The sequence below is a fragment of the Deltaproteobacteria bacterium genome (assembly GCA_029858205.1).
Classification (GTDB): Bacteria; Desulfobacterota; GWC2-55-46; order GWC2-55-46; family DRQE01; genus JAOUFM01.
Window position 1 is genome coordinate 1 of sequence record JAOUFM010000013.1, and the last position, 22,905, is coordinate 22,905.

Annotated in this window: 25 protein-coding genes and 1 pseudogene; 22 read left to right on the forward strand and 4 right to left on the reverse strand. The window is 52.6% G+C overall.

Translation table 11 applies throughout. From position 1 onward, the window contains the following. The 20 genes and pseudogenes from OEV59_08905 (at position 1) to OEV59_09000 (ending at position 16,931) form a co-directional block, all read left to right on the forward strand. Positions 1-309, forward strand: a pseudogene (locus OEV59_08905) (S41 family peptidase). A gap of 191 nt (positions 310-500) precedes the next feature. Continuing rightward, positions 501-1,361: a divergent polysaccharide deacetylase family protein gene (locus OEV59_08910; protein ID MDH4227846.1), complete on the forward strand. Its 861-nt coding sequence runs from the start codon at positions 501-503 to the stop codon at positions 1,359-1,361. A gap of 201 nt (positions 1,362-1,562) precedes the next feature. After that, positions 1,563-1,763, forward strand: coding sequence for a cold-shock protein (locus tag OEV59_08915; protein ID MDH4227847.1), 201 nt, complete (start codon positions 1,563-1,565; stop codon positions 1,761-1,763). Positions 1,764-2,022: 259 nt separating this feature from the next. Further along, the gene (locus OEV59_08920; GenBank protein MDH4227848.1) at positions 2,023-2,904 is read left to right on the forward strand and encodes a polyprenyl synthetase family protein; all 882 of its coding nucleotides are present in this window, start codon (positions 2,023-2,025) and stop codon (positions 2,902-2,904) included. An 11-nt stretch (positions 2,905-2,915) separates the two neighbouring features. Continuing rightward, positions 2,916-4,808: a 1-deoxy-D-xylulose-5-phosphate synthase gene (gene dxs / locus OEV59_08925; protein MDH4227849.1), complete on the forward strand. Its 1,893-nt coding sequence runs from the start codon at positions 2,916-2,918 to the stop codon at positions 4,806-4,808. A gap of 82 nt (positions 4,809-4,890) precedes the next feature. Next, positions 4,891-5,751 (forward strand): sulfide/dihydroorotate dehydrogenase-like FAD/NAD-binding protein, encoded by an 861-nt coding sequence (locus tag OEV59_08930; GenBank protein MDH4227850.1) that lies wholly within the window; start codon positions 4,891-4,893, stop codon positions 5,749-5,751. A gap of 32 nt (positions 5,752-5,783) precedes the next feature. After that, complete coding sequence (gltA, locus tag OEV59_08935) at positions 5,784-7,175, forward strand: NADPH-dependent glutamate synthase (GenBank protein MDH4227851.1); 1,392 nt, start codon at positions 5,784-5,786, stop codon at positions 7,173-7,175. 3 nt (positions 7,176-7,178) lie between these two features. After that, positions 7,179-7,772: an isoprenylcysteine carboxylmethyltransferase family protein gene (locus tag OEV59_08940; protein MDH4227852.1), complete on the forward strand. Its 594-nt coding sequence runs from the start codon at positions 7,179-7,181 to the stop codon at positions 7,770-7,772. Positions 7,773-7,843: 71 nt separating this feature from the next. Further along, entirely contained in the window at positions 7,844-8,263 is a 420-nt protein-coding gene (locus OEV59_08945) for an arsenate reductase ArsC (GenBank protein MDH4227853.1), read from the forward strand. After that, on the forward strand, positions 8,256-8,969 hold the full coding sequence (locus OEV59_08950) for a response regulator transcription factor (GenBank protein MDH4227854.1): 714 nt from the start codon (positions 8,256-8,258) through the stop codon (positions 8,967-8,969). The genes OEV59_08945 and OEV59_08950 overlap by 8 nt, the downstream gene beginning before the upstream one ends. A gap of 3 nt (positions 8,970-8,972) precedes the next feature. Further along, positions 8,973-10,016: an ATP-binding protein gene (locus OEV59_08955; GenBank protein MDH4227855.1), complete on the forward strand. Its 1,044-nt coding sequence runs from the start codon at positions 8,973-8,975 to the stop codon at positions 10,014-10,016. A gap of 8 nt (positions 10,017-10,024) precedes the next feature. Then, on the forward strand, positions 10,025-10,567 hold the full coding sequence (locus OEV59_08960) for a hypothetical protein (protein MDH4227856.1): 543 nt from the start codon (positions 10,025-10,027) through the stop codon (positions 10,565-10,567). Positions 10,568-10,763: 196 nt separating this feature from the next. Beyond that, complete coding sequence (locus tag OEV59_08965) at positions 10,764-10,967, forward strand: hypothetical protein (protein MDH4227857.1); 204 nt, start codon at positions 10,764-10,766, stop codon at positions 10,965-10,967. A 79-nt stretch (positions 10,968-11,046) separates the two neighbouring features. Next, positions 11,047-12,213, forward strand: coding sequence for an OprO/OprP family phosphate-selective porin (locus tag OEV59_08970; GenBank protein ID MDH4227858.1), 1,167 nt, complete (start codon positions 11,047-11,049; stop codon positions 12,211-12,213). Positions 12,214-12,313: 100 nt separating this feature from the next. Continuing rightward, on the forward strand, positions 12,314-12,934 hold the full coding sequence (locus tag OEV59_08975) for a DUF47 family protein (protein ID MDH4227859.1): 621 nt from the start codon (positions 12,314-12,316) through the stop codon (positions 12,932-12,934). A gap of 11 nt (positions 12,935-12,945) precedes the next feature. Continuing rightward, positions 12,946-13,944: an inorganic phosphate transporter gene (locus tag OEV59_08980; protein ID MDH4227860.1), complete on the forward strand. Its 999-nt coding sequence runs from the start codon at positions 12,946-12,948 to the stop codon at positions 13,942-13,944. A gap of 75 nt (positions 13,945-14,019) precedes the next feature. Next, positions 14,020-14,985, forward strand: a complete 966-nt coding sequence (locus tag OEV59_08985) for an ATP-binding cassette domain-containing protein (protein MDH4227861.1) — start codon at positions 14,020-14,022, stop codon at positions 14,983-14,985. Continuing rightward, on the forward strand, positions 14,985-15,752 hold the full coding sequence (locus tag OEV59_08990; protein ID MDH4227862.1) for an ABC transporter permease: 768 nt from the start codon (positions 14,985-14,987) through the stop codon (positions 15,750-15,752). The genes OEV59_08985 and OEV59_08990 overlap by 1 nt, the downstream gene beginning before the upstream one ends. Before the next feature lie 4 nt (positions 15,753-15,756). Continuing rightward, a complete protein-coding gene (gene rsmI, locus OEV59_08995; protein MDH4227863.1) occupies positions 15,757-16,590 on the forward strand; it encodes a 16S rRNA (cytidine(1402)-2'-O)-methyltransferase in 834 nt (277 codons plus the stop codon). Between the two features lie 2 nt (positions 16,591-16,592). Beyond that, positions 16,593-16,931 carry a hypothetical protein gene (locus OEV59_09000; GenBank protein MDH4227864.1) on the forward strand — a complete coding sequence of 113 codons (339 nt, stop codon included), beginning with the start codon at positions 16,593-16,595 and terminating at the stop codon, positions 16,929-16,931. A 3-nt stretch (positions 16,932-16,934) separates the two neighbouring features. Here the strand turns inward: OEV59_09000 and OEV59_09005 are convergent, their stop codons facing one another. Both OEV59_09005 and OEV59_09010 read right to left on the reverse strand, forming a co-directional pair. Further along, on the reverse strand, positions 16,935-17,582 hold the full coding sequence (locus OEV59_09005) for a hypothetical protein (protein ID MDH4227865.1): 648 nt from the start codon (positions 17,580-17,582) through the stop codon (positions 16,935-16,937). Positions 17,583-17,591: 9 nt separating this feature from the next. Next, on the reverse strand, positions 17,592-17,876 hold the full coding sequence (locus tag OEV59_09010; protein MDH4227866.1) for an acylphosphatase: 285 nt from the start codon (positions 17,874-17,876) through the stop codon (positions 17,592-17,594). A 112-nt stretch (positions 17,877-17,988) separates the two neighbouring features. Between OEV59_09010 and trmFO the strand changes: the two genes are divergently transcribed. Both trmFO and OEV59_09020 read left to right on the forward strand, forming a co-directional pair. After that, positions 17,989-19,278, forward strand: a complete 1,290-nt coding sequence (gene trmFO / locus OEV59_09015; GenBank protein MDH4227867.1) for a methylenetetrahydrofolate--tRNA-(uracil(54)-C(5))-methyltransferase (FADH(2)-oxidizing) TrmFO — start codon at positions 17,989-17,991, stop codon at positions 19,276-19,278. Positions 19,279-19,303: 25 nt separating this feature from the next. After that, positions 19,304-19,867 (forward strand): HEAT repeat domain-containing protein, encoded by a 564-nt coding sequence (locus OEV59_09020; GenBank protein ID MDH4227868.1) that lies wholly within the window; start codon positions 19,304-19,306, stop codon positions 19,865-19,867. A 93-nt stretch (positions 19,868-19,960) separates the two neighbouring features. On the opposite strand, the gene OEV59_09025 is transcribed toward OEV59_09020, so the two are convergent. Together OEV59_09025 and OEV59_09030 are read right to left on the reverse strand one after the other, a co-directional pair. Then, entirely contained in the window at positions 19,961-21,298 is a 1,338-nt protein-coding gene (locus OEV59_09025; protein MDH4227869.1) for an HD-GYP domain-containing protein, read from the reverse strand. A 30-nt stretch (positions 21,299-21,328) separates the two neighbouring features. Beyond that, positions 21,329-22,876, reverse strand: coding sequence for a HEAT repeat domain-containing protein (locus tag OEV59_09030; protein ID MDH4227870.1), 1,548 nt, complete (start codon positions 22,874-22,876; stop codon positions 21,329-21,331). Between the last annotated feature and the right edge of the window lie 29 nt (positions 22,877-22,905).

Below are 22,905 nucleotides of genomic sequence, written 5' to 3' on the forward strand. Positions count from 1 at the left end.
CAGCCCGATTATCCCATAGTCGTCATAGTCAACGGAGGAAGCGCCTCGGCCTCGGAGATAGTCGCCGGTGCGCTTCAGGACAATAAGCGCGCCGTAATACTCGGCACGCAGACATTTGGCAAGGGCTCGGTGCAGTCGATATTCACGCTCTCCGATTCCTCGGCCATAAAGGTCACGACAGCGAAATATTACACCCCTTCGGGCGTGTCCATACAGGCAAAGGGCATTACCCCCGATATCGTCGTTAGCGACGGATACGAGGAATACTACGTGAAAGAGCGCGACCTTGCAAAGCATCTTGCTGCCGAAGGCGATAAAAAGTCGGAGAGCGTCAAGGGCGGTGTTGAGGAGCACATAAAGGCGCCTCCAAAGAAGAAGGACGGGGCAAAGGAAGACGAGGACGTCATGCTAAAGCGCGCCCTTGAGTACCTGAAAAGCTGGTATATATTCAAATCCATGAGCGAAAAGAAGGCTTCCTGAGGTCTTTTTCGTAACGGCATATGGGGCGGTTGATATCTAAAAAAAGCGCGAGGGCCCTAAAAACCCTCGCGCTTGTCTTTGTGGCGGTTGTTCTTGCCGCAGCGGTCTTCTACTGGAAGGCAAAGGGCGGCGGCATGGAGTACCCGGAGCCTATCGTTACGCCGCGCCCAGTGCCGATGCCGCCGGCGCCTTCGCCGGTAGTCATTGCTCCTCCCTCTCTTCCAATGTTCGTTATAGTAATAGACGACATGGGCACAAAGCTCTCCGAGATAAAGGAGATCATCTCCTTTGGCATTCCGGTAACAGTTGCCGTAATGCCATTTGAGAAATATTCGGCAGAGGTGGCAAGGCTCGCAAACGAAAAAGGGCTCGAGGTCATACTGCACATGCCAATGGAGCCAAAGGATGCGGCTGCGCATAGCCCGGGCTCTAACGCCGTTCTAACCACGATGACCGATAAGGAAGTCAGGGCCATGGTCAAAAGGTCCATAGAGGCCGTGCCGCATGTAAGCGGCTTAAATAACCACATGGGCTCCAAGTTCACGGAAGACGGCCCGAAGATGACGGCGGCGCTGACAGAGGTGAGAGACAAGGGGCTGTTCTTTCTCGACAGCCTTACATCGTCTGAGTCAAAGGGCATGGCCGTTTCAAGGGAACTTTCCATCAAGGCCGCGGAAAGAAGCGTATTCCTCGATAACTCGCTCGATAAGGAGTATATCAAGGGCCAGTTCTTGAAGGCCATAAAGATAGCCAAAAAACACGGCAGCGTTATCGTGATAGGGCACCCGCACAAGGAAACCCTCGAGGTTATTAAGGAAATGGCGCATGTCATAAGGGAAGAAGGCCTCGAGCCATCCAGGGTTTCGGACGTTGCCAGGTGAGATTCAACGTATAGTTTCTTTGCCAACAAAAATGCTTGACACGGAACGGCTAACCTGATATTATGACGCCGATTGTAACTATGGGGACGTCTTTCGCAATACATTTGCTCTTTGGCAAGGCCGTGAACTGAAAGTTTACCGGTTCGCGGCCTATTTTTTTGCTTAAGGCGCAATCCCCGCAGAATAATAAGGAGGTAGTAAATGGCAAAGGGAACAGTGAAGTGGTTCAACGAGACAAAGGGTTTTGGTTTCATCCAGCAGGAGTCAGGTGAGGACGTATTCGTTCATTACACGGCCATCCAGGGCGATGGCTTCAAGACCCTGAAGGAAGGCGAGCGCGTCGAGTTCGAGGTCGTGCAGGGCGCCAAGGGGCCTCAGGCCGCTAATGTTGTAAAAGCTTAATAAAAAGGTTTTATACAACAAAATAAAACCGGCCCTCCGCTGTCAGGCAGTAAAGACAAGGGGGCCGGTTTTTTCTGTGAATGGCCATGGCATTGGTAGTGCGGCGGCCTTGGGCTGTGTGTCGGTTCCAGTAATGGGGCCGTTTTTTTATGCCCGGCCAGGGGCGTAAGCTTATCCTTGTATTGGATGTAACATTTTGATATTATAATGCATTCGAGGCTCCGTAAGGCTGCGTTTCAGGGGCCGTTTTTGTTTTATCGTGGATATAAAAAAATATTTAGGCGATAAGGCTTCCGGCGTCAATGCTGCGCTAGAGAGGTTGCTGCCAAGGTCTTCGGATTTTCCGAAGAACCTTAATGCGGCAATGCGCTATAGCATGTTTGCCGGGGGTAAAAGGCTTCGCCCAGTACTCGTGCTTGCCGGGTGCGAAGCTGTTGGCGGCAACGCCGAGCATGCCATGACAACGGCATGCGCATTCGAGTGCATACACACGTACTCGCTAATCCACGACGATTTGCCGGCCATGGATAACGACGATTTAAGGCGCGGTATGCCGACGTGCCATAAGAAGTTCGACGAGGCAACCGCAATACTTGCCGGAGACGGCCTTTTAACGCTTGCCTTCGAGCTTATCGCCGCTACCGGTGGTGTAGACAAGGCAAGGCTTCTTGAAGTGACGAGAACGCTTGCAAGGGCCTCCGGGTACATGGGCATGATAGGCGGCCAGGTGCTCGATATAGAGAGCGAGGGTAAAGAGGTGACGTTTCCGCTCCTTGAGCAGATACACATCAGTAAGACCGGGGCGTTGATAGCCGCCTCTGTCAGGTGCGGCGCTCTCATAGGAGGCGCTGAGGGGCCAATCCTCGATAAGTTCACGAGGTACGGCGACGCAGTGGGGCTTGCCTTTCAGGTGGCAGACGACATATTGAACGTAGAGAGCACTGCAGAAGAGCTTGGTAAGCCGGTTGGCTCCGATGAGGCAAGAAAGAAGGCAACGTACCCGGCCCTTGTAGGTCTTAAGCAGGCAAAGGCCATGGCAGCGGAGCTTGTTGAAAAGGCCCTTGGTCATATTGAGGGTTTCGATGAGAGGGCAGAGCCGCTTAGGCTTCTTGCGAAGTACTCGATAGAGAGAAGAAAGTAGATTCCGCGCAGATGGGCAGCTTGCTTGAAAAAGTAAATTCTCCGGCAGATATAAAAGGCCTCTCGGTAGAGGAGCTAAACGCGCTCGCATCCGAGATACGCGCTTTTATGGTCGGCGGCGTGTCAAAGACGGGCGGGCACCTTGCATCGAGCCTTGGCGCGGTCGAGCTGACACTTGCCATGCATTACGTCTTTAACGCGCCGAAAGATAAGATCATCTGGGACGTCGGGCACCAGAGCTACGCGCACAAGATAATAACGGGCAGGAAGGACAATTTCTCAACACTTCGTAAAAAGGGCGGCATATGCGGTTTCTCGAAGCCCTCCGAGAGCCCTTATGATACCGTCATAACAGGACATTCCTCCACGTCCATATCCTCGGGGCTTGGCATGGCAACTGCCAGAGACCTTGCCGGAGGGGACTATGCCGTTATATCCATAATCGGCGACGGCTCGCTTACCGCAGGTGTGGCATTCGAGGGGCTAAACCAGGCAGGGCACTTAAAGAAGAACATGATAGTCGTACTAAACGACAACGAGATGAGCATATCGAAAAACGTCGGCGCTCTCTCGACCTTCCTTAGCAGAAAAATCACCGGACGCTTCGCTACCAACGCGAAGAAGGAAATAGAGAGAATCGCAAAGAGCATCCCTGCCATAGGAGATAAGCTTCTAAGTGTCGCCAAAAAGGCCGAGGAATCGCTTATAACGTTTTTTACCCCCGGCATGCTCTTCGAGGGCCTTGGCTTTCATTACGTAGGCCCACTGGACGGCCACGACACGGCCGCGCTTATCGAGGCCTTCAATGATCTAAAGGAAGTAAACGGTCCGATTCTCATGCATGTCATGACTACAAAGGGCAAGGGCTACGGGCCGGCTGAGAAAGACCCGCTTAAGTTCCACGGCATAGGCGCATTCGATGTTGCAACAGGCTCAACAAAGCCGTCCTTTGCGCTTACCTATACCGACGCATTCAGCGCAGCGCTTACCGAAATAGCGGAGAGAGATCCGAGGGTCGTTGCCATAACCGCGGCAATGCCCGAGGGCACTGGGCTTTCCAAATTCGCAGAAAGGTTCCCTGAGCGTTTCATAGATGTCGGCATTGCAGAGCAGCACGCGCTTACCTTTGCGGCAGGGCTTGCGAAGGAAGGCTACAGGCCCGTTGCCGCGATATATTCGACATTTCTTCAGCGCGCATACGACCAGGTCGTGCACGATATATGCATAGAAAATATTCCCGTTATCATAGCCATGGACAGGGCGGGAATCGTAGGCGCCGACGGCCCAACGCACCACGGGCTTTTCGATGTATCGTATCTAAGGCACATCCCCAATATGATAGTGGCAGCTCCGAAGGACGAGGCGGAACTGAGGAACATGCTCTGGAGCGCAACGCGCTATAAGTCTCCGGTTGCCATAAGGTATCCGAGAGGGGCGTGTAAGGGGAAAAGCCTTGTCGGGCCGTTTGTCGAGATAGTGCCAGGGAGCGCCGAGGTTGTGAGAGAGGGCTCCGATATCACCATAGCCGCGCTTGGCACGATGGTTACTCCGGCGCTCGAGGCTGCCGAGAGGCTCGCGACCATTGGCATAAAGGCCGAGGTCATAAACGCGCGGTTCGCAAAGCCACTTGATAAGGAGACCATCATAAGAAGTGTTGCATCCACAGGGCTCCTCGTGACAGTTGAGGAGAATGCCCTTGCCGGGGGGTTTGGGAGCGCGGTTCTTGAATTATTGTCAGATGAGAATGTCAAGATACGCGTCAAGAGGCTTGGCGCTGCCGACGTCTTTATAGAGCACGGCACGCAGGAAGAGCTTAGAAAAGAGGCAGGGCTCGATACAGAGGCAATCGAGGCGGCTGTAAAGGCCCTTATAGACGAAAGAAAAAGGCAGAGGATTACGGCATAGCGCTTTGTCTTTTGACGGCGCTGTGTTTTGCCGTTTGTGAGTTAAATAAAAAAACAATGGAAAGGAGCAGCAAGCTCGCGCTATGTTTGAGATACTTGAAAAAAAGGAACTTGCGCACAGGGTCTATCTATTCAGGCTACTCGCGCCAAAAATTGCGGAAAAGAGAAAGGCCGGGCAGTTTGTCATATTGAGGCTAAACGAGCACGGCGAAAGGATACCGCTCACGATAGCGGATTCCGACGTCAAGGTGGGAAGCATTACCATAGTCGTGCAGGAGGTCGGCAAATCCACGACCATCCTTTGCGGCATGGAAAAGGGCGATAAGATACTCGATGTCGTGGGGCCGCTTGGCATGCCCACACATATAGAGAATTACGGAACTGCGGTTTGTGTTGGCGGAGGAATCGGCAATGCCGTCACCTTCCCCATCGGGCGCGCGCTTAAGGACGCGGGATGTAACGTAATCTCCATAATAGGCGCAAGGACAAAGAACCTCCTTATACTCGAGGAAGAGATGAAGTCGGTAAGCCACACGCTCCACGTTACCACAGACGATGGCAGCTACGGACATCACGGCTTTGTCACTAACGTGCTCCAGGGGCTCATAAAGGAAGGGCTTAAGATAGGCATAGTGCTGGCAGTAGGGCCGGTGCCCATGATGAGGGCCGTTGCCGAGGTCACGAGGCCGCATGGCATACACACGATGGTCAGCCTCAATCCAATCATGGTAGATGGCACGGGAATGTGCGGCGCATGCAGGGTTACTATTGGCGGTAAGAACCAGTTCGTGTGCGTGGATGGCCCTGAGTTCGACGCCCATCAGGTGGACTTTGCAGAGCTTATAGGACGTAACAGGAGCTACCTTAAGGAAGAAAGAACGGCCGTCGAGGGTTACACGTACCACGAGGGCGAAAGATGCTATGAAAAAGGAGGTTCCAATTAAGGCGTATGGACCCGAAAGAGATTAGAGAGAGAATGAAAATCCCCAGGCAGCCCATGGGGGAGCAGGACCCGCACGAGAGGACCAGGAACTTCTACGAGGTTCCGCTCGGGTATACGAAGGAACAGGCAATCGAAGAGGCAAAGAGGTGCATACAGTGCAAGAAGCCGCTTTGCGTGGACGGTTGCCCCGTTAACATCGATATCCCGTGGTTCATAGGGCTCATAGCGGAAGGCAAGTTCGTGGAGGCAGCGAGGAAACTTAAAGAGACAAACGCGCTTCCTGCTGTTTGCGGGCGCGTATGCCCGCAGGAAGACCAGTGCGAGAAGGTCTGCATCATAGGCAAGAAGGCCGAGCCCGTATCTATCGGCAGGCTCGAGCGCTTTGCAGCCGACTTCGAGCGCGAGCACGGAGAGGTAAGCATCCCGGTCATCCCCAACTGGAGCGGCAAGAAGGTTGCTGTCGTAGGCGGCGGCCCGGCAGGGCTCACAATTGCAGGCGACATGGTGAAAAAAGGCCACAGGGTAAAGGTATTCGAGGCCCTTCATAAGGCAGGTGGCGTGCTCGTTTACGGCATACCTGAGTTTAGGCTTCCAAAGAAGATAGTTGAGTCAGAGGTCGATTACGTAAAGCGCATGGGCGTTGAGATAGAGTATAACTCTGTAATCGGAAAAATCGACACCATAGACGAGCTTCTCTCTAACGGATACGACGCGGTGTTCATAGGCTCTGGAGCCGGGCTTCCGTACTTCATGAACATCCCCGGAGAGAACCTTGTTGGCGTTTACTCGGCAAATGAGTTTCTCACCCGCGTTAACCTCATGAAGGCGTACCAGTTCCCCGAGTACGATACGCCGATTATCAAGGGTAGAAGAGTCGTTGTCATAGGCGGCGGCAACACGGCCATGGACGCTGCAAGGACGGCCTTAAGGCTCTGCCCTGAGCAGGTAAGTATCGTGTATAGAAGGTCAAGGGAAGAGATGCCTGCAAGAATAGAGGAAGTGCATCACGGCGAGGAGGAAGGGCTCAACTTCGAGCTCCTTACCAACCCGACGCGCTTTATCGGGGACGCGGAAGGCCGCCTGACGCACATCGAATGCGTGAGGATGGAGCTTGGTGAACCAGATGATTCGGGCAGGAGAAAGCCTGTAGTTGTGAAGGGCTCGGAGTTCAAGATGGAGTGCGACGTGGCGATTCTTTCAATCGGCAACGGCGCGAATCCTCTTATTCCGCAGACCTCGCCGGATATAAAGGTCAATAAGTGGGGTAACATCACCGTTAATCCGGATAACGGGCGCACAAGCAAGAAGGGTGTCTTTGCCGGAGGCGATATCGTTAGAGGCGGCTCTACCGTTATTCTTGCCATGGGGGACGCGAGAAAGGCCGCGAACTCCATGCACGAGTACCTCACTACAGGGGTCTGGTAAGCGATGCCCGAACCGTTTATTTCCCGCGTGAGGGACTTTATAAGCCGTAACAGGGTGCGGCTCTCCTTTATCGTATTCATACCATGCATCATCGAGGACGTGTACGACGGCTTTGCGGTGAGGAACTTCCTCACCGCAGATGACCCGTTTGGGCTTGCCGCATTTATCTTCGTCCTTTTCGGCATATATATGCGAAGCTGGGCAGCCGGGGTGCTTATAAAGGGTAAAAAGGTAGCGATGACAGGGCCGTACGCGCTCACCAGGCATCCGCTCTATGTGGGCAGTTTCTTCATCGCGCTCGGGTTTTGCATGCTCTTTGGGGATTTGAAGGACTTTATCGTGTTCTTTGCCGTCATTCTCCTTTTATATATCCCGACCATCAGGCACGAGGAAATGATAAATTCGAATAAGTTCAAGGACGAGTGGGCCGCGTACGCGAGAAATACATGGCTATTCTTCCCGAAAAGGTTTCCGAGAAACGTCCTTGGCGCGTGGAACCTCTCGCAGTGGCTAAAGAACAAGGAGTACATGGCGGCCTCTGCCTCAATTGGCGGGCTTGTGCTCTTTTATATCCTAAGGGTTTATATCGTAAAGTAATCCCCCAATCCTGTTTTCCGTTGCCAAGTCTTCTCCGGTGTGGTAAGTAAGATAAAGACGGAGGCTCGTTTGTGAGCGGAAAAAAGAAAAAAATCCTGTTCCTTTGCGTTGGCAACACCTGCAGAAGCCAGATGGCCGAAGGCTTTGCCCGCACGTATGGCGCTGGCTTCTTCGAGATAAGGAGTGCGGGTACCTCTGCCGCGGGTGTGGTCAATAAGGCCTCCATAGCCGCGATGACAGAAATCGGCATCGACATATCCAAACAAACATCAGACCAGCTCGAGGACGACATGCTCGATTGGGCGGATGTGGTGGTGACGCTTGGCTGCTGCTCCGCTAAGGAGGTGTGCCCAGTGAGCTTTAAGGGCGAGATGCATGACTGGGACATAGACGACCCGCTTGGAAGGCCGTCTGAGGTGATGCGGAGAGTAAGGGACGACATCGGTCGGCGCGTAAAGGAACTCCTGGAAAGGCTTCGTAAAGATGGCTAAGGCCAAAGCAAAATCGACCATACTCGTTGTTGACGACGAGGCCGACATATTACGGCTTCTTTCCTTTAACCTCGAGAAGGCCGGGTTTTCAGTTATAAAGGCAGCGGACGGCCCTGAGGCATTGAAGCTTGCCGCTAAGAAAAAGCCCGACCTCGTGCTTCTTGACATAATGCTTCCTGATATGGAAGGCACCGAGGTGTTAAAGCGCCTTAAGGCCAACGCGCAGACCGCTGCGATGCCGGTACTCATGCTTACGGCAAAGGGCGAGGAAGTGGATAGAATACTCGGCTTCGAGCTTGGCGCAGAGGATTACATAACAAAGCCTTTTAGCCCAAGAGAGGTCGTGCTTCGCGTAAAGGCCGTGCTAAAGAGAGGGCAGGGCGGCGACGAAGATACTTCTGAAAGTGCAAAGACGCTTTGCTTTAAGGAACTCACAATCGACGAAGAGCGCCACAGCGTCATGGTCGGAAAGCATAAGCCTGTGTTGACCTCAACCGAATTCAAGCTCCTAAAGACCCTTATAGGCGGTAGGGGGCGCGTCTTTAGCCGCGATACGCTGCTTGACAGGGCATGGGGCACGGATACGTTCGTTACGCCCCGTACGGTGGACACGCATGTGAGAAGGCTAAGAGAGAAACTTAAGACAGCAGGCAAGTACATCGAGACAATCAGAGGCGTTGGGTACCGCTTTACCGAGGAGGAGTAGAAGGTGAGAGAGAAGGCGATACTCGAGGCCATAGCCTCGGAGCTCCAGACAGGTGTGATAGCCCTTGATAAGGGCGCCAAGGTGCTCTTTGCCAATCCGTTCTTCAAAAAATCGTTTTCAATAAAAAGAGACATAACGGGAAAAAACCTGAGGGACGCGCTTGGCGAAAACGATTTTGTCCTTGCCGTCGAGGCCGCGCTAAAGGGCAAGGCGAAGAAGACCGATGCCGGGCTTACCGAGATAACCGAGGCAGGGCGTTCATTCAAGCTTCGCATGGTACCTGTGAAGGTTCCGGTAAAGGCGAGAAAGGACTTGAACCTTATCGTGTTCCTTCGCGACATTACCGAGGAAAAGCTCGTCGAGGCAGTTAAAAAGGACTTTGTCGCAAACGTCTCTCACGAGCTTAGGACGCCGCTTGCAAGCATTAAGGGGTGCGCAGAGACGCTACTTGACTCCGGTGTCGACGATAAAGAGACATCGAAAGAGTTTCTTCGCATAATAGACAAGAACTCAACGCGCATGTCGCGCCTCATAGAAGACCTTCTGATACTTTCGAGGATAGAGTCGCAGCAGATGCCGCTTTCCCTTGAAGTGTTAGACCTTGGCGAGATAGCCTCTTCCATAGCCGACGGCTTTGATAAGCAGGCAAGGGACAAGGGCGTTAAGTTCACGACAAAGATATCGAGGCCGCTGCCGCGTGTAACTGCAGACAGGGTAAGGGTCGAACAGGTGGTCGTTAACCTCCTTGATAACGCGATAAAGTACACGCCGTCGGGAGGAACTGTTGAGTTAAGCGTTGCTGCCGCAAGCGGCAAGGTGCAGGTCGACGTGAAAGATACGGGCATAGGCATACCAAAGGCCGACATGCCGCGCATCTTTGAGCGTTTCTACAGGGTCGACAAGGCCAGGAGCAGAGAGATGGGCGGCACGGGGCTTGGCCTTGCGATAGTGAAGCATATCATACAGAGCTTAAACGGCAAGGTCTGGGTCGAGAGCGCTCCGATGAAGGGTTCCACTTTCAGCTTTGCGCTAAAGTCAGCAAAGTAGGGGGCATCGTGGGCTTATTTGACGTAGTTCTGTTTTCTCAGCACATTAGTGTGGCAGAGGCCGGAATATCCATTGGTTCGCGTAAAATTGCCTTTGCCGACATTCTTGGCATAAAGATCTATAAGAGCCGTTTTCTTTATCAGATAGGTCGGAGGTTCCCATGTGCTTTATTATGCCTTCGCGGCGGGAGTCTGGCATATATCGATAGATATTCGAAGCTCGATGGATATAAGACGAAAAGTTACGGTGATGCGTACATGGACAGGTTTGCCGGATTTTTTACCGCTATGGAACTTTTGGAGGCCAGAGCCGTTAACAGGCGTAAAGAGGTGGCCGACTGGTTTCCCTGGAGGATGATTGCGCCAGGGATAATCCTGCAACCGGTGTTGTTTATATTGTTTTCCGTTAGCGGTGTTGGCGGTAATGCCGGAACCGGTAATGAAGCCGATAGTTTTTTTGCCGTCATGGGTGTGGTGCTGGTGGTATGCTTAGTCATGACAGTGTTCGGTTTTTTTTGGGATAGGCACGCTCGTCAAAAGGCCTGGCAGTAACATCCTAAGTTCCCCAATACTTTCTTTTATGCCTCCTGCCGTAAGGTAGACTCAAGGCAATATTGCATTGTATATGTTATCGTAGGTGCTGTGTCACGCCAAGTGGCGCGGCACATAATCTTAACGTCCCCGTAATATTCCCGTAACACTGTCTGTCTATAATTCTTCCAACAAAATGAGAGGAGGAATTAATAGCATGCAGACAAGAGTGACTGCAAGGACGAGAGAGGAAGACTCGGGATGCCCGTACAGGGCTGTGAACGAGGGTGGCCGTCAGGTGTGCGGCGTAAGCAAGGGTACGGATGGAAACGCCCTTTGGATGACCGCAAGATGCCTTGGCCCTGACTTCGACGAGTGCCCGGCTGTGCTTGCCAGGCTTCTCATGGGAAGAGCGGCATAAGGGCCCTGTAAAATCAAAAAACCTGAAATAGGGGATAATAATGAAAAACAGTAAGACCATGATAAAAGGAGGAAGTTTTATGATAAGACGTTTTGTCGTTTGTGCCGCTATCATGGCGGCTGTATTTGTTTATGCTGTGCCCTCGGAGGCAGCGTTTAGTGTTACGGACAAGGACGGTAATGAGCTTACGCTTGGCGTAAGCCTGCAGCTTCAGTACCGCGAGGTCAATCCCGCTGCAGGGCAGACAACCGATGAGGCCTTCGTAAGAAGGTTCGAGGTCTCTGCCGATACGAAGTTGAATGCCGGCTGGGGCGGAAAGCTGGTCGTTGATTTCGGCAAGGCATCCGGGGATAACGAAGTTACGCTAAAGGAGGCCTATGTGTCCTATACCGGCTTCGACGGGCTGGATATAAAGTTCGGGAACGCGTACTTTCCGTTCTCGAGGGAGGTTAACACCTCTTCGAAGAGGCAGCAGTTTGTCGAGAGAACGTTTCCAGGCGACCATGATTACGGCACGCCGGAGCGTAACCTCGGGCTTCATGTGGATGCGAAGCTCCTTGGCGGCAAGATAAGGCTTGCGGCCTCGGGTGCCAGCGCATCCATTGACCCGGACAATAAGAGGCTCGACTTCGACTCTCCGGTCGTTAAGGAGGCTGATTTTAACGAGGGCTCCATGGTCGGCGCCAGGGTGGATTTTCATCCGTTTGGGGAGTTAAAGCTCGCGCAGGGCGATTTTGACGGCGCTCTTAAGGCAACAATCAGCGCGGCCGCCTTTTCATGGAATAACGACGGAGATAAAAACACCTATACCAGCGCAGTTACTCTTGCATCCACGTCTACGACGAAGTTCGATGTTGATTCGGTCGATGCCTTCGAAGTAAGCGGCGCGTTCAGGTTCAAGGGGGTTTCCATAGACGCCGAGTATAACGAGTTTAAGGCAAAGACAGTGGCCGACTTCGCCAATACCGGCGGCATATTCCTTAGAGGCGAGACCACGCTCACTAACAGTATGATAAAGGGCGGGTATATGGTCTTAAAGGACAGGCTCGAATTGGTGGCCGGAATAGAGGCGCAGGACGCGGATAATTACAAGGCCAAGTGGAAGAGAACCTCCTACGGCGCCAATTGGTTTTTCAATAACCACAACACCAAGGTGCAGCTCACCCTGGTGGACAATAAGAACGTGGACGGCGTAAAGCGCGCGGACGCAAAAGAGACCTTTGTGCAGGCGCAGTACGTGTTCTAAGCAGAAATGTAATGCGTTCGTAACGTGGTTGTAACATTCGCGGGTTATCGTTACCGTCAAATACGGCGATAATAACACGAAACCCAAAGGAGGGTAGAACATGCTGGACAGACTGATACCGAAAAACGAAAACTTTTTTATATGCTTTAGCGACGCTGCCGAGAATATACTTAAGGGCTCGAAGCTCCTTCAGGAGATGATAGCCTCGGGCACGGCCTCGGAAGAGGGCAGGATAAAGGTAAAGAACATCGAGCACGTGGGAGATAAGATCACTCACGATACAGTGCTGATGCTAAATAAGACCTTTATCACTCCCATAGACAGAGAGGATATCTACGCCCTGATATGCGCGCTCGACGACGTCATGGACTTTCTCGACTCGGTCGCCGATAAGTACGCGCTCTATAAGCTTGGCAGCCCAACGCCGCAGGTCCTTAAGCTTGCCGACATAATAGTCAGGGCAGCGGATGAGGCCGTTAGAGGGGTAGCCCATTTAAAGAAGCTTGACGCGAGCGTTAATCGAAGCTGCATAGAGCTTAACAGCCTCGAGAACGAAGCAGACAGGGTATCGAGGGATGCCATAGCCGAGCTCTTCGAAACGGAGAAGGATCCGATACAGCTCATAAAGTGGAAGGAAATATACGAAACCTTCGAGAACGCCGCCGACAGGTTCGAGGACGTGGCCAACATACTTGAGGGCATAGTCCTCAAGCACGCGTAAGGGGGGATGCGATAATGGATCCTTTCGTACTTATCGTAATAGTCGTAGCGGCCGCGCTACTCTTTGATTTTGCCAACGGCTGGAACGACTCGGCAAACGCCATAGCCACGGTTGTCTCTACGCGCGTATTGTCGCCGTTTAAGGCTGTGCTCCTTGCCGGCGTTCTTAACTTCATAGGTGCGCTTCTCTGGACAAATGTGGCAAAGACAATCGGCGGCGGGCTCGTCGAGCCAGGCATGGTAACGCAGACCGTAGTACTTGCCGCGATGCTTAGCGCTTTTGTATGGGTTGCGGTCATGACATTAGCCGGCCTGCCTATAAGCGGTTCGCATTCATTAATAGGAGCAATCGTCGGTACTGCGCTATTTTCGCATGGATGGGATGTTGTGCAGATGGGCGGACTAAAGAAGGTCTTTTGGGCGCTTCTTATCTCTCCGATAGCGGGGCTTGTCCTCGGCTTTGCTATCATGGCGATTATCATGCACATATTCAAGCGAACGCCGGCGTCCATGGTCAACAGGTTGTTTGGCAAATTGCAGCTCGTTTCCGTAAGTTTCATGGCGCTAAGCCACGGCACCAATGACGCGCAAAAGGTCATGGGTGTTATCACCATAGCGCTATTTAGCGGCGGCTATATAGCCACGATAGATGTTCCATTGTGGGTAAAGATAGCATGCGCCGTTACCATGGGGGTTGGTACAATGGCAGGAGGGTGGAGGGTCATAAAGACCATGGGAATGAAGCTTTCGAAAATACAGCCTGTGCACGGCTTTGCCGCAGAGACAGCGGCGAGTATCGTGCTTATCGGCGCGGCGCACCTTGGCGCTCCCGTGAGCACCACGCACACAATAACGTCCTCCATAATGGGGGTTGGCGCAACAAAGAGGCTCTCCGCGGTCAAGTGGGGCATAGGCATGAAGATAATATATGCCTGGATATTCACTTTGCCTGCTTGCGGTATTCTTGGCGGCGTTATATACTATATACTCAAAGGGTTTGTCGGCGAGTAACTGTATTTCGACAGCCGGTTTCAGGAAGGCCCTTTTAAGAAAAAGGGCCTTTTTTATTTTATATTATCTTACGCCATGTCTATCATCGAAGCCAAGGGGCTTGTAAAAAAATATAACGGCACAGAGGCCGTGCGCGGAGTTTCGTTCTCGGTTAAAGAGGGCGAGACCTTCGGCTTTCTAGGCCCAAACGGAGCCGGAAAGACCACGACCATAAACATCCTCTGCACGCTCCTTGCCCAGACCTCGGGTACGGCAACGGTAAACGGTTTCGATACCCTTAAAGAGGCGCACGGGGTGAGGAGCTCTATCGGCCTCGTATTTCAGGAAGTAACGCTCGATAACGAGCTCACTGCCGAAGAAAACCTGATGTTCCATTCCTATCTCTATAATATGGACAAGCGCATGAGCATGGCGCGAATCGACGAGCTCTTCGAGGTCATCGGGCTTTCTTCGAGACGACATGACCTTGTTAAAACATTTTCCGGCGGTATGAAAAGAAGGCTTGAGCTGGCAAGAGGCCTGCTACACAGACCAAAGGTGTTATTTCTTGACGAGCCGACGCTTGGCCTAGATCCGCAGACAAGGAACCATGTCTGGGAGTTCATACGCGACCTTAAGAAGAAGGAAGGCTCTACGATATTCATGACGACACATTATATGGACGAAGCCGAGGTCTGCGACAGGATTGCCATTATCGACAGCGGGCGTATAATCGCCCTTGATACGCCAGAGGGCCTAAAGCGCGCGCTTAAGGGCGATACGATATACATAAAGACCTCCGACGACGCTACCGCGCTTCGCGAGATAGAGAGTAAGCTCGCGTTAAAGCCTCTGAAGCTCGAAAGCGGGCTTGCCGTAATGGTCGAGGCTGGAGAGAGCTTTATCCCGAAGCTCCTTGGCGCTGTTTCTGTGAAGGTGGCGTCTGTGAGCCTTAAGAGGCCGTCCCTTGACGAGGTGTTTTTGAGCCTTACCGGAAAAGAGATACGCGACTCTGAGAATTCGGCTGCCGCAAGGCCGCAAAGAAGGGTGCATTCGGACTGATGTTTGGCACGCGGGCTATGTACGTGATAGTGGCGCGGGATTTTAAGCGCTTCTTTCGCCAAAAGGGAAGGCTTGTTACAACCCTTGCGAGGCCGCTACTCTGGCTATTTCTTGTCGGTCTCGGGCTAACCAAGATAGTCAACACGAACGATGGCACAAGCTATTTGCAGTTTATTTTGCCGGGTGTCATCGGCATGACCATACTATTTAGCTCCATATTCTCGACCATATCTGTTGTGTGGGATAGAGAGTTCGGTTTCTTACGAGAGATGCTCGTAGCCCCTGTCTCGAGGTTCACAATCGTTGCCGGAAAGCTCATGGCAGGCACCGGGCTCTCGCTTTTTCAGGGCATGGCGCTCCTGGTCATTGCGCCGTTCATAGGAATTACCGTTGGGCTAAAGGCAGCGGTTGCGATGTTCTTTCTCATAGCGCTCGTGGCCCTTGCCATAACAGCCCTTGGGCTTTTCATAGCAGCGAGGCTTAATTCCCTCGAGGGCTTTAACGTCATCATGAACTTTATCGTGCTGCCGATGTTCTTTTTAAGCGGCGCGCTGTATCCTCTAAGCACGCTCCCTGCAGCCCTTAAATACCTGACATTTATAAACCCCCTTACTTACGGCGTGGATGCCTTTAAGCACGTGCTCCTTACATCAGGCGGCGGCGCTGCCCTTACGGCAGAGCTGCCGCTTTACGTCGATATAGCGGCCCTTGCCGGGTATGCGGCAGTGATGATAGTGCTCTCGGCATGGTCGTTTGAGAGGAGGTAGCACAGTGGGCGAGGGCGTGTTATATGTGGTGGCAACACCGATAGGCAACATGGATGACATGACGCCAAGGGCTGTTAGCGTGCTCGGCGAAGTAGACTTAATAGCTGCCGAGGACACAAGGCACACGAAAAAACTTCTTTCCCATTTCGGCATAAAAACGCCTGTTACGAGTTACTTCGAGCATAACGAGATACAAAAGGCCGAAGAGCTTCTTAGAAAATTAAAGGACGGTAAAAGCATAGCCCTTGTGACCGACGCAGGCACCCCTGGCATATCGGATCCGGGGTTCAGGCTCGTAACCCTTGCCTCAGAGGGCGGCATAAAGGTCTCTCCTATACCCGGAGCTTCGGCCCTTGCCGCTGCGCTTAGCGTATCCGGGCTGCCAACGGATTCCTTTACCTTCAAGGGTTTTTTGCCTGCATCGAGTGAAAAGCGCAGGAACGCGCTAAGGCCGCTAAAAGACATAGAAACGACTTACATATTCTACGAGAGCGCCAGAAGGATTGTCGAGACGCTAGAAGACATGCTCGAAACGCTTGGCAACGTGGACGCGGTAATATGCCGCGAGTTAACAAAGGTCTATGAAGAGGTGATACGCGGAAGCGTTGGCGAGCTTTTAAAGGGGCTTAGAGATAGAGAGTTAAAGGGCGAGGTAACGCTTATAGTGAGGACAGCGGCGCCTCCGGAGGCAGGGGAGATTGATGTAAAGGCCTCTCTTGAAAGATTTTTCAAGGCAGGGCTTTCTCTAAAGGACGCGGTCAAGGCCGCAACCGATGAGACAGGGGCTAAAAAAGGCGATGTATATAAGATCGCATTGACGATGAAAGGAGACGGTTAGAGATGGCTTCGAAAGGACAGGGTAAGCTTGGAATAGGGGTAAGGATAATCATAGGGATAATAGTTGGCATAGCGGCCTTTGTTATTTTCCTGTATTTTGGCGGCGCAAAGTACATGCAGAAGTTCGGCAAGAAGACCGAGGAGGCCGGGCAAAAGCTCGAGGTTTACGAAAAAGAGGTAAGGGAAAAGGCCGAAAAGGCCAAAGAGGCCGTGACCGAGACCGCAAGCGAGACAAAGGAAAAGGTTACCGAGACGGCAGGCAAGGCAAAAGAAGCCGTTACCGGAACGACCGGCAAGGCAAAGGAAGCGGTAGACAAGACGCTGGATAAGGCGAAGAAGTAGGCGTTATTTTTCCTGGTACAGTTTGACCTTGAAGGGAAGCGCCATATCGACGGCGTCCGTGCCGATATAGAGTTCGTCGATGGTTAGTCCGGCCTCCATGCCGAGGGCCTCCTTAGATAATCGTTCGAAGACGAGCAGCCGTTTTACCGATGCCCCCGGTGGTATGGTTATGTCGCTATCAAAGTAGAGTCCGCGTATCTCGCTCATCGCAGGCGTTGGGGATTCTTCGCTGTAGAGTTTCGAAAGGATATCGTATATGGCGGTGTAGTCCGATGGTCTTATGTAATTGCCTATTTGCGTTCTAAGGTGCGTATAGTTTGGTTTGTAAATGAAGGGTTTTGAGGATTTATTTGTTATCTCGAACTCGACGAACATGAAAAAAAGACTGTTTAGCGCGGCAAATGCCTTTTTTTCGAGTTGTCTGTCGTTTGGCAGGACGCTCTTTGCGCTGAGCCTGATGCGCTTGTTTTCGAAGCTGGCTGCGTTGCCGCTCGCATTGAATCCCTCGACATTTAGCTCTATCGGTACAAGCACGAAGTGCGCGAGTAGCGGCGCTTGCGCTGTCTTGCTGCCGGCGCACCCGCTTGTAATGGCAGCGGCAATGAGCGCGATTACTGTCTTTTTAAGTGTTACGAAGCGGTTCTTTGCCATGATATTCGTCTATATTCCGTATTTTATGTCAAAGGAATCGAAGTCGCCAGAATACTCGCCGATGGCGACGTCGACCTTATCGACCCTTGCCGAAGGAGGCCCTTCCTCGCACCATTTGACGGTCTTTTGAACCGCGTCTTCCGGGCCCTCGAATACCGCCTCGACCGTGCCGTCGGGGAGGTTCCTTACCCAGCCGTGCACGTGATTGGCCTTGGCGGCCTTTACGGTATTGGCCCTGAAAAACACCCCTTGCACAAGGCCGCTTACTACGACGTGAGCTCGTATGAGCTTCATGGATTGAAGGTAACATAAAAAGAGTTTTTTAGCAATGCCACGGTTTTTTTCAGTGCAGCCATGCGATTGCGCCTTGCGCCGCGGTCTTTTCGGCTGTAGAATATAGACGAAGATGGAAGAAGATGTTCTTATCATAGGTGGCGGGCTTGCCGGGTGCGAGGCTGCGGCGCTGCTTTCGAGAGCAGGGGTAAAGGCGCGCCTCGTGGAGATGAAGCCTGTGAGGTTCTCAGAGGCCCACAAGATGGACGGCCTTGCCGAGCTTGTCTGCAGTAATTCTCTTAAGTCCGAGAGCATGGAAAATGCCTCCGGCGTTTTGAAGGCAGAGTTGAGGGCAATGGGCTCCATTCTCATGGAGGCTGCCGATAGAACACGGGTTGCCGCAGGAAAGGCCCTTGCCGTTGATAGAAGGCTTTTTTCAGAGTTTGTCACCGCCCGCCTCGATACCCTTGGCGTAAACGTCACCAGGCGCGAGGTAACCGGTCTTCCTGTAAAACGGCCGCTTATCATAGCCACAGGGCCGCTTACATCGCCTCCGATGGCAGAGGTCATAGAGGAGCTTACGGGCAAGGGCTCGCTTTATTTCTACGATGCCATAGCGCCGATAGTGTATGGCGAGTCCATAGATTTTTCTTCCGCCTTCATGGGCTCGCGCTACGGCAAGGGCGGGGACGATTACGTAAACTGCCCGCTTACAAAGGACGAGTACTATCTTTTCGTAAAAGAGCTCACTGCTGCCAGGACGGCGCCCGTAAGGGAGTTTGAGGAGAAAAAGTTTTTCGAGTCCTGCATGCCCGTTGAGGTAATGGCGATGCGCGGTGTCGATACACTTGCGTTCGGGCCCATGCGGCCAACCGGGTTTGTCGACCCGCAGAGCGGCAAGCGCCCATATGCGCTTGTGCAGCTTAGAAGGGAGGATAAGGGCGGGGCATTGTATAATGCCGTCGGCTTCCAGACGCGCCTTACTAACAGTGAACAGAAGCGCGTATTTTCGTTTATCCCGGCGTTAAAGAACGCTGAGTTCGCGCGCTACGGCAGCATGCACAGGAATACGTTTATAGATTCGCCGCGCCTTCTTACTCCGTCTCTTGAGCTTAAGGATAATACCGGCATATTTTTTGCCGGACAGATAACCGGGGTTGAGGGGTACGTTGAGAGCGCGGCAAGCGGCATTGCGGCAGGCATAGGCGCGCTTATGCGGCTAAGGGGCAGTGAGCCGCAGCCGTTTCCAGGAAAAACTCTGACAGGCGCGCTAATGTCGTATGTCACGGATGACGAAAAAAAGGATTTTCAGCCCATGAACGCCAACTTCGGCCTTCTCTCGGCCAATGCCATAAGGCGCGAGGAGGCCGGAGTTGCAGCCGTTCGGGCAGTTGAGGAATACAGAAAATTCTTGCAACTTTAGAGAGTATCTGTTAATTATAATGGTTATGGAAGCAAGAAAACAGGTGTTAATAAGCGCTTTAAAGGACCCTGATCCTACGGTAAAGCACGCGGCTGCCGAGGCCCTTGAGAAGCTCGAGCTTCGGACAAAGTTCCCGGCGCTTGAGCGTTTGATAGGCAGCGGTGAAAAGATAGAAAAGCTTCGCGCCATATACGCGCTTGCCGGGATGAGGGGGCCAAGCGTTTCAACGCTTCTGGCAAGGGCCCTTAAGGACGATATCGAGGACGTTCGGGCTGCTGCCGTAAGAACGCTTGCCGATTTAAGCGACCGCGCCGTGCTGCCGCAGCTTGTCGAGGCGCTAAAGGACCCAAGCGTCATAGTTGAAAGAGAAGTAATAGACGCGCTCATGCGCTTTACCGAGCCGCAGCTTGTCGGCCCATACATACATATGTTAAAGAGCAAGGATACAGGCGTAATAGAGAGGGCCATAGACGCCCTTGCCGTTTACGGCGATAAGAAGGCCGAGGAGGCCATGGTCTTTTATGCTACTAAGGGCACGGTAAGCATGAAGTGCAAGGCCATACGGGCCCTAGGGATGATGGAGCCATAGATAGGGCTCACACGGCGCGCTGCGTAGAATGTTAAAACCCCCGCCTCATAAGAGGCGGGGGTTTTTTATTAAAGAATATTACGCGGTTTAGGGCTACGCCCCTGCCGCTTCTTTTGCAACAAAGGCCCCTGCGTCGACGTTTCTTGCAAGCGGGTCCACCTGCGACACTATCGAGAGCGCTGCGTGCGCGTTTTCCGACAGGTCCGTTTCCTTTGGCATTGGAAGCTCAGAGCCGTCGGCAGAGTACATTATCTTTATCGTGGGCTTGTCGAAAGCGGCGTTGTTTACCTTGGTCACTATGCCGACCTCGTTTGTCGAAAGCCTTACAAGCGTTCCGACCGGGTACATCCCTATCATGTTCTCGAAGGCGAGTATGGTTGCCGGGTCGAAGTGCTTGCCGGAGAGCCCTTTGAGTATCTTTATCGCCTCGACAGGCTGATACGGCTTCTGGTAGACCCTGAGGGTAGTGAGCGCGTCGTAGGCGTCGGCAACGCATACGATTATGCTAAGCGGGTGCACTGCGTTCTCGACCTTGGGGTAACCGGTCTTGTCGTAGCGGACATGGTGTTCGAATATTATGCGGCAGATGGTGTCGTTTAGGCCGTCCATTCTTTTTGTGATGTTTGCGCCGAGCACGGGGTGTTCCTTTACTTTTTCCCATTCCTCGGAACTAAGCCCGCCGGGTTTCTTTATTATGTCCTCGGAAACGCCTGTCTTGCCTACGTCGTGTAGGAGCCCTGCCACACCCAGCGTGTGAAGGTCTTCGGTCTTGAGCTTCATCTGTTTGCCAAGGGAGAGAGACAGTATGCTTACGTTGACCGAGTGGTTATAGAGGTAATCGTCGTAGTTCTTTATCATCGTAAGCCCTATCATGGCGTTCGTGTCGGAGAGAACCAGTTCCGAGAGGTCGTTTACGACTTTTTTAACCGGCTCGGACTTCGGGATCTTGCCAAGGCGTATCTCGCCCATGACGTTCTTTACGACCTCGATGGCGTCGTTGTAGACCTCGATGATGTTGCGCTTTTCGAAGGACTTTATGGTAATGTGCATTATCCCCTTGTTCTTTAATTCCCTGGGGATGTCGCCCGGGCTAAGCGGCCCTTCTTCGGAGAGTATGTCGAAGATGGCGCTCATTTCCTTGTCCGTAACGCCCTTTTCGAATATGATTGCCTCTATGCTTCTCTTGTTTATGCAGGCCCAGAGGTCAGGGAAGTTATCTTCTGCGTCCTCGATGGGCACTTCGTCGCACACAAGCGATTCTTCGACCACGCCTATTATGAATTTACTCGACGTCTTGAGGGCCTCTGCCACGAGCTGCGCCGATTTCCTCGCCGGCGCCATCATCGATGGGTGTCCTGCGGGGTAGAGTTTTCGGCTCTGGAGCGCGCCGTTGATGCTTCTAAGTATGTTTTCGTTTATGTCGATTGGCATGGTATGGTGTCCTCCTGCTTTTGGTTCTTGTTACTCCTTGCCGCCCTCGATAATGCGCTTACAGGTGTTGTAGAGCCGTCCGCTAGAGTCCTTGTACGCGGCCATGATTATTTCCATTGCCTCGTCGCCGCCTATCTTGGCAAGAGAAGTAACGGCAAGTATCTTGAACTCCTCGCTCGTTTCCTTCCCGAACCAGGATTTCTTCGCCAGAAGCTTGGCAAGCTGCGGTATTGCCGTCTTGGTCTTTATGATGCCGAGAGCCTTTATGGCCTCTTTTCTCATTTCCGCGTCCTCGGCGCCTTTATTGGCCAGGTCGCCAAGCTGCTCTACAGAGCCTTCGTCGCGTATCATGCCAAGCGATATTATGGCCTGCCCTTTGAGGCCGGGGTCGGTTTCCTTTAGCGCTGTTCTTAAAAGCTCGGCCGAGCCGGCAAGCGGCACGCGGGAGAGGGTTTTTAATACCTCTTTCTTTACGCGTATGTCCTTGTGGCCGTAGATCTTGAGGATTCTCTCTATCGAGCTCTCCGCTCCGAGCGAGGCAAGCAGCGATACCATCTGTCTTGTGACGAACCACCTTTCGTCATCCAGGCGTTTTTCCACTTCGGCGCGTACGGATTCGCCCTGTCTTACGAGCACGTTGAATATCGTTCTCCTGATAGTCGCGCTGTGGGTGTTTATTAGGTGCTCGAAGAGGAAGTTTATGGCCTCTTCGCCCGGATGCCTGAATATATGCTGTATCAGGGACTTGTTCGGATCGGCGGGTTCCGAGAGTCTTTCGACGAGGTAGCCGACCATTTCTGTTGTAAGCAGGGCTTTTACGTTTGTTGCCGCTGTTTCGCGAATAGTGGTGTCGGCTGCGTATTGCGCTAGCGTGTGCTTGAAGAACTGTTTTAACGCGGTGAACACTTCGGCGTAGTTCTTTTCTTTAAGCAGGACGTCGGTCTTTTCCTTTATTCTGACAGAGAGATCCGTGTACCTCATGTGGTCGGTCTCGGCGTCTATTCTCTTTATCAGTCCGGCAAGGCTGTCCGGGTCTATTTCCTCTTCGCTTGACGATGATTCTGCGTCATCGGGTTTTACCGCGTCCTCTGCCGAGACCTCTATTTCTTCAAGTTCTTCTTCGACAGTCTGGTCTTGCTTTTCCTGCATGTCCACGAGCTGCTCAAAGGTCATTTCGTTTAAGAGTATGCCGCGCACGTTGCCGCGCGCAAACACGCTCTCGACCCCGCCCTTGGCAAACAGGTCTTCGGGTTCGAGCTTCAATACGCTTAGAAATACGCTATAGTCGGACTGCGTTATGGATTTAAGAAATTGAAGCGCCTTGATCTTTCTTAAGACGAAAAGCTTTGCTATGTTCGCTACCGCCGGGTTTGTCATGGGCTGCGGCTGGTCGTTTATGAGGATGTTTTTTTTCTCGACCTTGAGATTGAACTCTCCTTTTTCGGCTATGACGCCGGTTATGACGCCGTGGCCCCCGGAGATTACGGTTGCGAGGTTGGGGTGTCCTTCAGGATAAAAGTGAAGTGTCTTGACAGCTTTGTTCACTTCAAGTAGTATGTCTATAAATTCGTTACCCATGGATTTATTGAGGTTTTTTCCGCCCTTTT